Annotated in this window: 11 protein-coding genes; 7 read left to right on the top strand and 4 right to left on the bottom strand. The window is 63.2% G+C overall.

Annotation, left to right across the window (positions count from 1 at the left end):
• Nucleotides 1–144 precede the first annotated feature (144 nt).
• The 7 genes from ACPW75_RS21100 to ACPW75_RS21070 all read left to right on the top strand — a co-directional run bounded on the left by ACPW75_RS21100 (nt 145) and on the right by ACPW75_RS21070 (nt 7,639).
• On the top strand, nt 145–1,227 hold the full coding sequence (locus tag ACPW75_RS21100; protein WP_077097715.1) for a glycosyltransferase family 9 protein: 1,083 nt from the start codon (nt 145–147) through the stop codon (nt 1,225–1,227).
• 271 nt (nt 1,228–1,498) lie between these two features.
• Nucleotides 1,499–2,125, top strand: coding sequence for a guanylate kinase (gene gmk, locus ACPW75_RS21095; protein ID WP_016348898.1), 627 nt, complete (start codon nt 1,499–1,501; stop codon nt 2,123–2,125).
• A 79-nt stretch (nt 2,126–2,204) separates the two neighbouring features.
• Complete coding sequence (gene rpoZ, locus ACPW75_RS21090) at nt 2,205–2,480, top strand: DNA-directed RNA polymerase subunit omega (protein WP_005307060.1); 276 nt, start codon at nt 2,205–2,207, stop codon at nt 2,478–2,480.
• A 137-nt stretch (nt 2,481–2,617) separates the two neighbouring features.
• Entirely contained in the window at nt 2,618–4,735 is a 2,118-nt protein-coding gene (spoT, locus tag ACPW75_RS21085) for a bifunctional GTP diphosphokinase/guanosine-3',5'-bis pyrophosphate 3'-pyrophosphohydrolase (protein WP_011704079.1), read from the top strand.
• Nucleotides 4,736–4,959: 224 nt separating this feature from the next.
• Complete coding sequence (trmH, locus tag ACPW75_RS21080; RefSeq protein WP_024945900.1) at nt 4,960–5,703, top strand: tRNA (guanosine(18)-2'-O)-methyltransferase TrmH; 744 nt, start codon at nt 4,960–4,962, stop codon at nt 5,701–5,703.
• Nucleotides 5,693–6,733 (top strand): alpha/beta fold hydrolase, encoded by a 1,041-nt coding sequence (locus ACPW75_RS21075; protein ID WP_077097701.1) that lies wholly within the window; start codon nt 5,693–5,695, stop codon nt 6,731–6,733. The genes trmH and ACPW75_RS21075 overlap by 11 nt, the downstream gene beginning before the upstream one ends.
• A gap of 93 nt (nt 6,734–6,826) precedes the next feature.
• Nucleotides 6,827–7,639, top strand: coding sequence for a Cof-type HAD-IIB family hydrolase (locus ACPW75_RS21070; protein ID WP_077097699.1), 813 nt, complete (start codon nt 6,827–6,829; stop codon nt 7,637–7,639).
• Nucleotides 7,640–7,686: 47 nt separating this feature from the next.
• Here the strand turns inward: ACPW75_RS21070 and ACPW75_RS21065 are convergent, their stop codons facing one another.
• The 4 genes from ACPW75_RS21065 to ACPW75_RS21050 are packed head-to-tail and all read right to left on the bottom strand — an operon-like array spanning nt 7,687 to nt 13,002.
• The gene (locus ACPW75_RS21065) at nt 7,687–8,001 is read right to left on the bottom strand and encodes a hypothetical protein (RefSeq protein ID WP_190283822.1); all 315 of its coding nucleotides are present in this window, start codon (nt 7,999–8,001) and stop codon (nt 7,687–7,689) included.
• A gap of 51 nt (nt 8,002–8,052) precedes the next feature.
• On the bottom strand, nt 8,053–9,330 hold the full coding sequence (locus tag ACPW75_RS21060) for a sigma-54-dependent transcriptional regulator (protein WP_077097165.1): 1,278 nt from the start codon (nt 9,328–9,330) through the stop codon (nt 8,053–8,055).
• Nucleotides 9,314–11,746, bottom strand: coding sequence for an ATP-binding protein (locus ACPW75_RS21055; protein ID WP_077097164.1), 2,433 nt, complete (start codon nt 11,744–11,746; stop codon nt 9,314–9,316). The genes ACPW75_RS21060 and ACPW75_RS21055 overlap by 17 nt, the downstream gene beginning before the upstream one ends.
• On the bottom strand, nt 11,743–13,002 hold the full coding sequence (locus tag ACPW75_RS21050) for an ABC transporter substrate-binding protein (RefSeq protein WP_179101475.1): 1,260 nt from the start codon (nt 13,000–13,002) through the stop codon (nt 11,743–11,745). The genes ACPW75_RS21055 and ACPW75_RS21050 overlap by 4 nt, the downstream gene beginning before the upstream one ends.
• Between the last annotated feature and the right edge of the window lie 256 nt (nt 13,003–13,258).

The following is a 13,258-nucleotide window of genomic DNA, read 5'->3' as shown; positions in this document are numbered from 1 at the left end:
CAGTCATGGCTACACAAGGCAAGGGCAGGCAACAGCAACACGGGCCTTGTCAGGGGCACCGGCTGCCGGTCGTGCGCAATTTTACAATCCACGGGGGAGTTTGCATAATGCCATCCATCCATTTTGCCACCATTGCGCCACATCATGCCGCTGTTCCAAACGCCGCCCTCCTCCATCTGCATCCTGCGGCTCTCCGCCATCGGCGACTGCTGCCACGCGCTGGCGCTGGTGCGCGTCATCCAGCGGGCCTGGCCGACGACCCGCATCACCTGGATCACCGGCAAGATTGAAGCGACGCTTTTTGCCGATCTGCCCGGGGTCGAAGTCATCGCCTTCGACAAGAGCAAGGGCTGGCGCGGCTATCGCGAGCTCTGGCAGACCCTCAGGGGACGCCAATTCGATGCCCTGCTGCACCTGCAGGCGGCCATGCGGGCCAGCATCGCCACCCTCGGCATCAAGGCCAAGGTCAAGCTCGGGTTTGATCGGGAGCGGGCCAGCGACGGCCAGTGGCTGTTCACCAACCACAAGGTGCCATCCCCCGCCTCGCCCCACGTGCTGGACGGCTTTCTCGCCTTCGCCAAAGAGCTCGGAATAAAGGATCTGACCCCGGACTGGCAACTGCCCATCAGCGCCGAGCACCAGGCCTGGGCGAAAGAGAAGGTCGACGGCAAGCCGACCCTGCTCATCTGCGCCGCCGCCAGCAAGGCATTCAAGAACTGGACTGCCGCCGGTTATGCCGCGCTGGCGGATCATGCCGCTGACAGAGGTTTTCAGGTCTATCTGTGCGGCGGGCCGGCCAAACTGGAGCGGGATCTGGCCGCCGACATTCAACGGCTGAGCCACAGCAAGCCGGTGGATCTGGTGGGGCAGACCAACCTCAAGCAGTTGCTGGCGCTGATCAAGGAGGCCAGTCTGGTGCTGGCCCCCGACACCGGCCCCACCCACATGGCGACCCTGGTGGATACGCCGGTGCTCGGCCTCTATGCCCACCACAACCCGGAGCGTACCGGCCCCTATCTGTGCCGTGACTACGCGGTCAGCGTCTATCAGGAGCTGGTCGAGCAGGAGACCGGCAAACCGCTGGCCGAGCTCGGCTGGCGCACCCGTCTCAAGGATCCGGACGCCATGAGCAAGCTCACCCGCGAACGGGTCATCGCCGCCTTCGACCGGCTCTGCGCCGATCGCCAGTTGCCCGCCGGACAGCAACTCGGAATTTCCGAGCAGTGAAGCAGGGATAATCTGCTGGCCCGCCCGCACGGTGGCAGGCAGAATGGCGGCTGATGTGGGTGACGCTCCCGCAGCAAGCTACGAATACTTTGATCGGCTGGAATATGATTCCGGCCGTTTTTTTATCCGCCACCTTCTGTTAAAATTCGCCGCCTTTACATCCCTCTTAATTCAAGAATTTTCCGCGTTTTGGATTTGGCTGTCTCCCTTTCGGGCACAAGACGGCGGCCTCTGCTACAACCAAAACACGGTCTCGCTTAAAGGTACAGACATGGCGCAACAAGGCACTCTCTATATCATCTCCTCCCCGAGCGGAGCGGGTAAATCCAGCCTGCTCAACGCCTTGCTGACCCAGCACAACAGCGCAGGCAAGATGCAGCTGTCGGTTTCCCACACCACCCGCGCCACCCGTCCCGGTGAAGAGCACGGGGTGCACTACCACTTCGTCAAGGTGGAAGAGTTCAAGGCGCTGATCGAGCGCGGCGACTTTCTGGAGTGGGCCGAGGTGTTCGGCAACTACTACGGCACCTCCCGCGCCGCCATCGAAGCCTGCCTGGCGCAGGGGATCGACGTGTTCCTCGACATCGACTGGCAGGGCGCCCGCCAGATCCGCGAACAGATGCCGACCAAGTCCATCTTCATCCTGCCACCCAGCCGCGAAGAGCTGGAGCGTCGCCTGATCGGCCGCGGCCAGGACAGTGCCGAGGTGATCAAGGGCCGGATGGAGAAAGCCATTGCCGAAATGGTGCACTATGACGAGTATGACTATGTCATCATCAACGAAGACTTTGAGCAGGCACTGTTCCAGCTGAGGGCTGTCATCGAGTGCCAACGGCTGGAATTGCGCCAGCAGCAGCAGGCCCAACAAAACTTGCTGCAACAGCTACTGGCAGAATAGGCCAAAAACAAGTAAACTTTTGCGTCATTTTTAAACACCGCTTTTTTAAACCGAGAAAGCCCAAACACTGGAGTCCTGCATGGCACGCGTTACTGTAGAAGATGCTGTAAAACAGGTAGGTAACCGTTTTGACCTGGTGCTGGTCGCCGCCCGCCGCGCCCGCCAAATCGCGGTTCAAGGCAAAGATCCCCTGGTTGACGAAGAGAACGACAAGCCGACCGTGATCGCCCTGCGCGAGATCGAACTGGGTCTGGTGAACAACCAGGTGATGGACACCCAGGACCGTTACGAGCAGCAGGAGCAGGAAGCCGCCGAGCTGGCTGCCGTTGCTGCCATCGCCGAAGGCCGCGGTTAAGTCAGTTATTTCTTATAGTCGGCGCCCGCCCGGGTGCCGACTGTTCTCCCCCATTTACAACCGCTCGAAAACCTCGCAAACTCAGGACAATACCCTCTATATCCACGGATTGCCGTTTCACCGCTGCGGGGACTGTCTTGTATTTATTTGAAAATCTTAAAGAAATAGCCAGTTCCTACCTGCCACCCGAGCAGGTGGAGAAGCTCAGGCAAGCCTATGTGGTGGCCCGTGATGCTCACCAGGGACAGATGCGTTCCAGCGGCGAGCCCTATATCACCCACCCGGTTGCCGTTGCCCGCATTCTTGGCGACATGCGCCTCGATCATGAAACCCTGATGGCTGCCGTGCTGCACGACGTCATCGAAGATACCCCTGTCACCAAGGCCGATCTGGCCGAACTGTTTGGCGATGCCGTCGCCGAGCTGGTAGCAGGCGTCTCCAAGCTCGACAAGCTGAAGTTTCGCGATCGCAAGGAGGCCCAAGCCGAGAACTTCCGCAAGATGGTGATGGCCATGACCCAGGATATCCGGGTCATCCTGATCAAGCTGGCCGACCGCACCCACAACATGCGCACCCTGGGCTCCCTGCGGCCAGACAAGCGCCGCCGCATCGCCCGGGAAACCCTCGAAATCTTCGCCCCCATCGCCAACCGCCTCGGTATTCACACCATGAAGAACGAGCTGGAAGAGCTGGGCTTCGAGGCGCTCTACCCCATGCGCTCGCGCGTGTTGCGCGAATCGGTGCGCCGCGCCCGCGGCAATCGCCGTGAAATCATCGACTCCATCCAGAGCGAGATTGAGGGCCGGCTGCGGGAGGCTGGCATCGAATCCCAGGTCAGCGGCCGCGAAAAGAACCTGTTCTCCATCTACAACAAGATGGAGAAAAAAGAGCTGCAATTTCATGAGGTAATGGATATCTACGCCTTTCGTGTGAGGGTGAAGGACATAGATACCTGTTACCGGGTGCTGGGCCAGATGCACAGTCTCTACAAGCCCCGCCCCGGCCGCTTCAAGGATTACATCGCCATCCCCAAGACCAACGGCTACCAGTCGCTGCACACCTCCCTGGTGGGGCCGCACGGGGTGCCGGTGGAGGTGCAGATCCGCACCGAGTTCATGGATCAGATGGCCGACAAGGGCGTCGCCGCCCACTGGGCCTACAAGCAGGATGGTGACAGCTCGGGTACTACCGCCCAGATCCGCGCCCAGCGCTGGATGCAGAGCCTGCTCGAGCTGCAGCAGAGTGCCGGCAGCTCCTTTGAATTCATCGAGGGGGTCAAGACCGACCTCTTCCCCGACGAGATCTACGTGTTCACGCCGGAAGGGCGCATAATGGAACTGCCCGCCGGGGCCACCCCGGTGGACTTCGCCTACACGGTGCACACCGACATCGGCCACGCCTGCGTCGGTTCGCGGGTCGATCGCCACCCCTATCCGCTGAGCAGCCCGCTGCATTCGGGCCAGACGGTGGAGATCATCACGGCGCCGGGGGCTCGCCCCAACGCGGCCTGGCTCAACTTCGTGGTGACCACCAAGGCCCGCTCCAAGATCCGCCAGTTCCTCAAGAACCTGCGTACCGAAGAGTCGGTGGTGCTGGGTCGCCGCCTGCTCAACCATGCGCTGGGCGCCAAGAACATCGAAGACATCCCGGAGCCGCGCATCAAGCAGGTGCTGGCCGATACCAAGCATGAGAACCTGCAGGGCCTGCTGGCCGACGTGGGCCTTGGCAACGCCATGAGCGTGATGGTGGCGCGCCGCATGCTGGGGGATGAGCTGCCGCCGGAAGAGCAGCCCAAGTCCAGCAGCAAGAAGATGCCGATCAAGGGGGCAGACGGCATGCTGGTCACCTTCGCCAACTGCTGCCGCCCCATCCCGGGGGACGCCATCATCGCCCACATCAGCCCGGGCAAGGGGCTGGTGATCCACCAGGAAGCCTGCCGCAACATCAAGGGCTACAGCAAGGAACCGGACAAGTACCTGCCGGTGCAGTGGGAAGTGGACAAGGAGCAGGAACAGGAGTTCCGCACCGGCATCAGCATCGAGATCGTCAACCACCAGGGTGCCCTGGCGGAGCTGGCCAACGTGATTGCCGCCACTGGCGCCAACATTCACGCCATCAGCACCGAAGAGAAGGATGGCCGGGTCTATCTGGTCACCCTGCTCATCACCACCAAGAGCCGGATCCACCTTGCCAACATCATGCGCAAGATCCGGGTGATGCCGAACGTGCTCAAGGTGAGCCGACAGAAAAACTGACCACAGGCGGCGCAAGCCGCCTGCTGCTTTTCAAGAGACAAGCTTGGCCCACCGCCGCAGGCACACCCGTTCAACTTGGCGAGTGGACAAACCCGGCGCCGGCAGAGCCGGTATGACCGCGAAACGCGTCGAACGAATTTACGACAGGCTGGCCCGGTGCCAGCCCGATTTGATCCTGTGCATGCAAGCGATGCGTGCACACACCTCACGACATAGAAACCGATATGACTCCTGAACGCTTCAAGCGCATCACCGACATGCTGGCCCAGCGTCAGCTCGATTTGACCGTCTGTATGGAAGAGGTGCATAAACCTCACAATCTGGCCGCCATCGTGCGTACCGCCGATGCCATCGGCATCCACCGGGTACATGCAGTCTGGCCCAAGACCTGGATCCACAAGCGCAAGGGCACGGCCCGCGGCAGCCAGAACTGGGTGGACGTGAAGCTGCACCCGGACATCGGCAGTGCAGTGGCCGAGCTGAAAGCCTCCGGCATGCAGATCCTGGCGACCCACCTCTCCGACAGCTCGGTGGATTTTCGCGCCATCGACTACACCAAACCCACCGCCATCCTGGTGGGTCAGGAGAAGCACGGCATCGGCGAAGAGGCGCTGGCCCTGGCCGATCACCATATCGTCATCCCCATGGTGGGCATGGTGCAGTCCCTCAACGTCTCGGTGGCCGCCGCTGCCATCCTCTATGAGGCCCAACGCCAGCGCGAACTGGCCGGCTGCTACCAGCGCGGCTGCCCGCTCGACCTGGAGGAGCAGAACAGCATACTGTTCGAGGGGGGCTATCCCATCTATGCCCAGCTCTGCAAAGAGAAAGAGATGCCCTATCCCCAGCTCGGCCCGGCCGGTGAAATCCTGGCGGACGAGCAGTGGTGGCAGCAGATGCAGCTGACCCGCAAGGGCTGGGCCGCCCAGCAATCGGATGATCCTTCGGAAGAGTACGCTGATGAAGCTTAACCACCTGCCCTTGCTGGCCCTGACCCTGTTTTCTGCCGGAGCCCTCGCCGTGAACAATCCCTATCAGCTGACGCCGGAAGCCGACGTCGCCACCCTTCATCAGCAGACCCTGCCCGACTTCTGGCGTCAGCACGCCGTCGAGAGCGCCTTCAAGGGCAAGGACGGGGTCACCATCCGCTATGCAGCCCTGCGCCAGGCCAAGGTCGATCGCGCCATCCTCATCGTCAACGGTCGGGTCGAAAGCTACCTCAAGTATCAGGAGCTGGCCTGGGATCTGTGGCGTCAGGGCTACAGCCTCTACCTCATCGACCACCGCGGCCAGGGTTTGTCCGATCGGCTGTTGACCGACCAGGAGAAGGGATATGTCGACCAGTTCGACGATTATGTACTCGATCTCAAGCAGTTTCATGACGAGGTGATCGCCCAGGACCAGCCCGCCAAGCTGTTCCTGCTGGCCCACTCCATGGGCGGCGCCATCTCCGCCCGCTATCTGGAACGCTGGCCCGATGATATCGAGGCGGCCGTGCTCTCCTCCCCCATGATGGGCATCAATCTCGGCGGCCTGCCCAAGTGGCTGGCCAAGGGGCTGGCGGCCACCATCGGCACGGTCGGCGGCTGGCTGGGCGAGCCTCCCTATGGCCCGGGCCAGGGCCCGTACGAGAGCCACGACTTTGCCGACAACGGTCTGAGCCACAGCGAAGCCCGCTATCAGGCCTTCCGCGAGCTCTACGAGCAGCGCCCGCAGATCAAGCTGGGAGGCGCCACCGCCCACTGGATCTATCAGGGACTGACGGGGGCGGACGCCGCCGTGGCCGAGGCCGGCGCCATCAAGACGCCGCTGCTGGTGCTGCAGGCCGGTGACGACGGCGTGGTGGACAACGCCGCGCAGGACGCCTTCTGTGCGCTCGCTCGCTGCGAGGGAGGCAAGCCGCTGCGCATAGAAGGGGCCTGGCACGAGCTGTTCATGGAGGCCGATCCCCAGCGCCAGGCCGCGCTCAACGCGACTCTGGCCTTCTTCGCACGCTACTAGCGGCTGGTTATTTTTTGTATCCCTAAATAAATGGGGTCGCGGGAGCGGTTGCTGTACACTGCTCCCGCTTTCATTCGTAACCCCGAGGTGATGATGTATAAGGTCGTTGTATCCGATCTCGATGGCACCCTGCTCAACGGGCAGCACCAGATCTCCCCCCGCACCCGCGATACCCTGCACCGTCTGGTGGAGCAGGGGATCAAGTTCGTGGTGGCCACCGGCCGTCACCATGTGGATGTGCGCAGCATCCGCGACACGCTCGGGCTCGACATCTATCTCATCACCTCCAATGGCGCCGTGGTGCACGACAAGCAGGATCAGCTGATCTTCAACCAGGCCCTGCCGGACAGCGTGGCGGCCGAGCTGATCGCACTGGAGCGCGACCCCTCCATCCATATCAACCTCTACTACGGCGACGAGTGGCTGGTGGAAGAGGAGATGCCCTGGCTGCTGCAGTTCCATCATGAATCCGGCTTCAGCTATCGCCTGACCGATCTCGCCAGCCACCCGCTGGACAAGGTCAACAAGGTGTTTTATATCGGCGAACACGAGAAGCTGCTGCAGATCGAGGCAGAGCTGAACCAGCGTTATGGTGATCGGCTCAACGTCACCTTCTCCCTGCCGGACTGCCTCGAGGTGATGCACGCCGGGGTGCACAAGGGCAATGCCGTGCGCGCCGTGCTGGAGCAGCACGGGCTGGAGATGTCCCAAGCGGTGGCCTTTGGCGATGGCATGAACGACTTCGAGATGCTGAGCATGGTCGGCCGCGGCGTGGTGATGGGCAATGCCCACGACCGGCTCAAGCTGGCGCTGGCCAACCACGAACAGACCCTGAGCTCTGACGAGGATGGCGTCGCCGTCTATCTGGAGCAGTTGTTCGCCCTGCAGGGCGTCAACGTCGCCTGAGACAAGGCGCCATGAGCAGCTCTGCGGCTCATGGCGCACGACCCCCTTCAGCGGCTGAAGCGATGGCCGCAGACCCCGCAGCAATACTGGCGGGACAGGCGTCGATCCAGGGTACGCCCCAGCCACCAGCCCAGCCCTCCCCCTATCAATCCACCCAGCACGGCACCACCCAACGCTCCCGCCAGGGCACCGACGACAGTGCCGACACCACCCAGCGCCGAGCCCGTTGCGGCCCCTATCCTGGCGAGCGTAGCGGCGCAGGCATAGCCGCCCGCAGCCCCCAGGCCCAGGGCACAGGCTCGCTTCACCCGTTCATCCTCGATCCGTGCTACCCCTTCACTCATGCAGTGCGGGCATCTCATGGCGTGCTCCTGTGCGGATAACCGTCCGAACGACTCGACCGGCAGCCGGGCTCAGGTGGCCGGCTTGAACCGATCCTTGTCGAGCTGGTGTTTCTTCATACGCAGATAGAGCTTCTTGCGCGGAATGCCGAGGTACTGGGCGGCATCGGTCACCCGGCCGGAAAAGAGGAACAGGGTATCCTCGATCACCCGCCGCTCGAACTCCTCCACCAGGTCGTCCAGCGGCTCCTTGCCGCTGGCCAGGGGGATGACCTGCTCCGCGCCGGCCAGCTTGACGATGCCCACCGCATAGAGCTCGGCCACGTTGCGCAGCTCGCGCAGGTTGCCGGGCCACTGATGCCGCTTGAGCGTCTCCAGATAGGCGCGATCCACCGCCGGTACCGGCCGGCCGATGCGCTTGCAGCCCTGTCGCAGAAAGGCCCGGAACAGGGGGATGATGTCACAGCTGCGCTCCACCAGCCGGGGCAGCTTGAGCCGCACCTGGGAGAGGAAATAGTAGAGCTCCGGCATCAGTTGCTGGCGCTCCACCAGCGCCTCCGGCGACTCGTCAAACAACCCTATGGTACGCAACGGCTTGCTCCCCTTGCGCTCCTGATCCAGCAGGTGGTTGCCGAGCCAGCGCTGGCAGTCGGCACTCAGGCGGGCCGGGGATTGCAGCACCAGGGTACCCTGCCCCGCCTGTACCAGGCTGGTTTGCACCTCGGCCAGGCTGGGGGCCGAGACACAGTCGTGCAGCTGGAAGGCTTGCTCCCGGCGGACGCTGATCCGGTGCAGCAGCCTGGCCAGGGTGTGACGACCCGAGCCGGCAGGCCCTTCCAGCAGCAGGTCCTTGTCGGTCTGTGCCAGCTGGTTGAGCTGGCTGCGAAGCGTCACTATCTGTGGACTGGTGCCGATCAGCTCGTCATCCACCGTCGCCTGGATCTCGCTGCGGCGCGCCAGCACGGCGCTGCGCTGTCGGCAGGCCCGCTCCAGCAGGCCCAACAGATCCTGCGGATTGAGCGGTTTCTCCAGAAAGTCGAACGCCCCCTGCTTGACCGCCCGCACCGCCAGCGGAATGTCCCCGTGACCGGTGATCATGATGACCGGAATCTCGGCGTCCAGCGCCTGCACGCTGGCCAGCAGGTCCATGCCGTTCATGGCCGGCATGTAGATGTCAGAGACCAGCACCCCTGGCCACTGATCCGCCAGCAGCGCCAGCGCCTCGTGGGGCGAAGTCGTCGCCCTGGGGTGGTAGCCGGAGAGCCGCAGCAGGTGGCAATAGGATTCCAGCACGTCCTCGTCATCGTCCACCAGCAGCACGTTGGCAGGACGGTTAGCGGGCAACAACATCGATGGCGTTCTCCTCGTTCTGATGGGCGACCGACCCGGCAGGGTCGGCCAACGCAAATTCCATGATCACCATGGCGCCGCCGGTCAGCGCCGATCCCAACATGATTTCGCCGCCACAACGGGCCAGCAGGGAGCGACAGATGGTCAGCCCCAACCCCAGCCCAACCTCCTTGGAGGTGGTGAAGGGGGTGAACAACCTCGGCAGAATGGCCTCGCTGAAGCCGGCGCCGCTGTCGACCACCGCCAGCCGCAGCCGGGCCTCGCTTCGTTCCAGCAACTGCAGCCGGATCTCGCGCCGCGCCAGCCCGGCCACCGCATCCAGACCGTTCACCAGCAAGTTCACCAGCACCTGCTCCAGCAGCACGGGGTCGGTATCGAGCCAGAGTCCGTCCGGCAATTCGTTGCAGAGGATGCAGCCATCGCGCTTCGCCCGCGTCTCCAGCAGCAGCATGGCCTGCTCAGCCAGCGCTCCCAGCGCGAGCCGGACCCGCACCTCCTCGGCCGGCGACTTGCGGGCGAAGTGGCGCAGGGCGTTGATGATCCGGCTCATGCGCCGCCCCAGCTTGTCGAGCTTGCCCAGATCCTGGTCCAGCGCCTGCAGCTGACCGGCGGCGAGCGCCGTCCGGCTGGTGTAGAGGTAGGTCATCATCGCCGACAGCGGCTGGTTCAGCTCGTGGGCCAGGCTGGTCATCGCCTGCCCCACCACCGCCATCTTGGCCGCCTGGATCAGCTCATCCTGGGTCTGCAGCAGGGTGCGCTCCGCCTGCTGGCGCTGCACCACCTCCTCCGCCAGCAGCCGGTTGTTCTCGGTCAGCTCGCGGGTCCGCTCCGCCACCCGCAGACTGAGCTCCCTGGCCGTCAGCTCCTGGCGGGTGACATCCGTGATGGTGATGATGAACCTGTACCCGCGCCCCTGCTCGAAGCGGCGCAAGTTGAGGTGCAAAAAGCGGGGCGTCTCACCCAGCCTACAGGCCAGGGTGCACTCGCTGTGGCCGAACCGGTGCAGCGGCTGGCCCGCCCTGAACTGAACGGCCAGTACCGCCCCCGCCTCTGCCGGAAAGGCCTGCCACAACGGCTGGCCCAGCTCGACGCCGGTCTGCTGGAACAAGGTGAGCGCGCTCGGGTTGACCGACTCTATGGTGCCATCCGGATGGCAGGTGATGAGGCAGGCCTGGGTGTTGTTGATGAGGTTGAGGGCATTGGCCCGCTCCATCTGCTGCAACTGCAGGCTGAAGTGGCGCAGGCTGTCGCCCAGCCGGCCGATCTCGTCCCGGCCGCAGGTGCTGACCGGCACGTCCAGCCGGCCTGCCGCCACCCTGTCCAGCTCCTGTCCCAACAGGTCGAGCCGCTTGATCAGCCGGCGGCCGATCAACACCACCAGCACGAAGATGCTGAGCAGCAGGGTGAGCAGCAGCACCACCAGGATCACCAGCTTGCCGGTCGCCACCAGCTGGCTGCTGTCCTCCCCCAGCGCACTGAGGGAGCGGTTGGCGTCACTCACCATCAGGCTGACCCGTTGGTGATAACGCGATACGGCGTCGTCCAGCCGCGGCCGCAGAGCCGTCAGCTGCTGGTGGGTCAGCACATCCGCCAGCAGCAGCCGGTGCAGCGGGCCGTCCGGCTTCACCAGGGTGATGATATCCTGCAGGATCTGACGATAGCTCACGGTCGAGGGGTACTCCGCCAGCCGCGAGGTCAGCGCGTCTATCTCGTCAATCTTGTAGCCGATGAACAGGAAGGCGCTCTCCAGATCCTGCTGATAGCGCTGGGCGATCACCTCGCCCACCAGCGACTGCAGTTCATTCTCCTTGAAGGTGAGATCCTGCAGGGCGGAGAACTCCTTGATGACGTTGCCAAATTCGCTCATGTCGTCCGGGCTGGCCACCATGCTGGTCAGGTGCCACTCCACCTCCTGCAGCAGAGGGGCGGCATCGTCCACCAGATCCTGGTGCAGCCAGTTGCTGCGCTTCTGCAGCTGCTGCAGGGTTTCGGCGTGCTCGATCTGCTGCTTGAGGTAACGCCCGTGATCCGCCACCAGCGCGCCCAGCTCCTCGAACGCCTGGCGCTGCGAGGGGGTCTGATCCCCTGGGGTGCCCAGCAGGTAGGCGCGCTGGATGTCCCGCAAGGTGGTGGACACCGCGTTGGAGAGGCGCTGGTACTGCACCGGGTCCCGGGTATCACGCAACTGGGCCAACAACAACAACAGGCGGGAGCTGGCCCGCTCCAGCTGGTAGGCGCCGTCGATGGCGGGCAGGCTCTCTTCCACGATGAGGTGGATCTGCCGGCCCAGCCGATCCCACATCACATAGGCGGCCATGCCCATGGCACCGGTCAGGGCCGTGATGGTCACGAAGGCGAGGATGAGCCGCCGTCCCAGGCTGCGCGGCATGGCCAGCATGCGCCCCAGCCGGTTCATGGTCTGGCTGCCTGTTCGACCAGACGCTGCGCCTCGTGCAGACGTGCCTCGGTAGCCTGGCGCCACTGATGCATCACCCGCTCCGCCTGCGGATTGCCCTGCTCCCGGTCATAGAGACCGTCAAACAGCGCCAGCAACGCCGGATCCTGCGCCTCCCGCTCGCTCAGCGGCGGCGTGCTCGCCTTGGCGACGGCCTGCTCCAGCAGTGCGACCCGCCAGGGCTCGCCATGGGTATTCAGACCGTTGATCCCCTGCCAGGTCATCTTCAGCCTGGGTAGCTGCTGGGTGATGGTCTGCTCGAACAGGGCCTTGAGCAGACCGGCCCGCCGATAGAGCAGCGCCTTGTCGGTGACGTAGCGGGTCTGCCGGGCCAGCCGGGGTTGGCTCAAGGTGGCCTTGGCCATGCCGGGGGTAGCGATGATGGCTTGGCCGCGATCGGAGAGCAGGTACTGGATGAACAGAGCCGCGCTGGCCGGCTGGGTGCTGTGACGTGCCACCCCCAGGTAGGTCGGCAGGATCACCGAGTCGGGCATGATGTTGAAGCCGACGTGATCGAAGCGGGCCTGGCTGTTGAGGGCGTAACTGTCGATCACCAGGCCGGCCCCCGCCAGACCCCGGCTGATGCCGTCGCTCACCCCGAAGCTGCGCGCCGTGATGGCCGACAGGTTGCCGCCCAGCCGCATCAGCAGGGCCCAACCCTGCTGCCAGCCATATTGCTGCAGCACGCTCTCTACCATCATGTGGGTGGTGCCGGACTGGGAGGGCGAGCTCATCATCACGTGCCCCATGAAGAGCGGGGACGCCAGTTGCTGCCAGGTGGTGGGCAGCGGCAGCTGATATTTGGCCAGATAATGGCGGTTATACATGATGCCGCTGCTGGAATAACCGACCACGGCCACTTTATTGCCCAGCCCGAGAGTATGAGGAGCGAGCCATTTGGGCGGCATAGTTTCATTTGGCAAAGCTGCCAGCAAACCGGCTTTGTCCAGCGTGTTAAAAAAAGTCGGCGATGACGACATGATAATATCGACTTTCGGTGCACCGGTTTCCGTTAATAAGCGCAGGGAGGGAATGGTACGCCGATAAATAACCTCGATCCGGATCCCGGGATATTGTTCGGCAAAGCCCTCGATCACTGCCTTGACCGGCGCCTCAGAAAAGGAGGTAAGCACCGTCAGCGAGGCGGCCTGAAGGGTGCTGAATGGCAACAAAACGCAGCCCGTGAGCAGGGCCAGCCGGCGGAAAAAGAGGTGCATGACTATAGGTCGACTCGCGCTTTAATTCAGGATTATGTGCAGTACATCTAATATTTGGCACATGCCGTTATTTTTATTTCCACGAGGATGAGCCAGTTCTGACTCATTATGCCTCGGCATGCCGCTATTGTTATTCATCGAATATCAATAGGACAGTTCAAATATGTCATTTTTGACTCATGGTTTTCCCATGATTGAGTCAGAGTTGACCCATATCCGGCTTTTTGCCGACTGAATTTCTCCCTTCATATGATGG

The organism is Aeromonas sp. FL131 (genome assembly GCF_049860615.1).
GTDB lineage: Bacteria > Pseudomonadota > Gammaproteobacteria > Enterobacterales > Aeromonadaceae > Aeromonas > Aeromonas hydrophila.
Note: the sequence above shows the minus strand (reverse complement) of the source record. Positions and strands in the feature narration are given on the sequence as shown.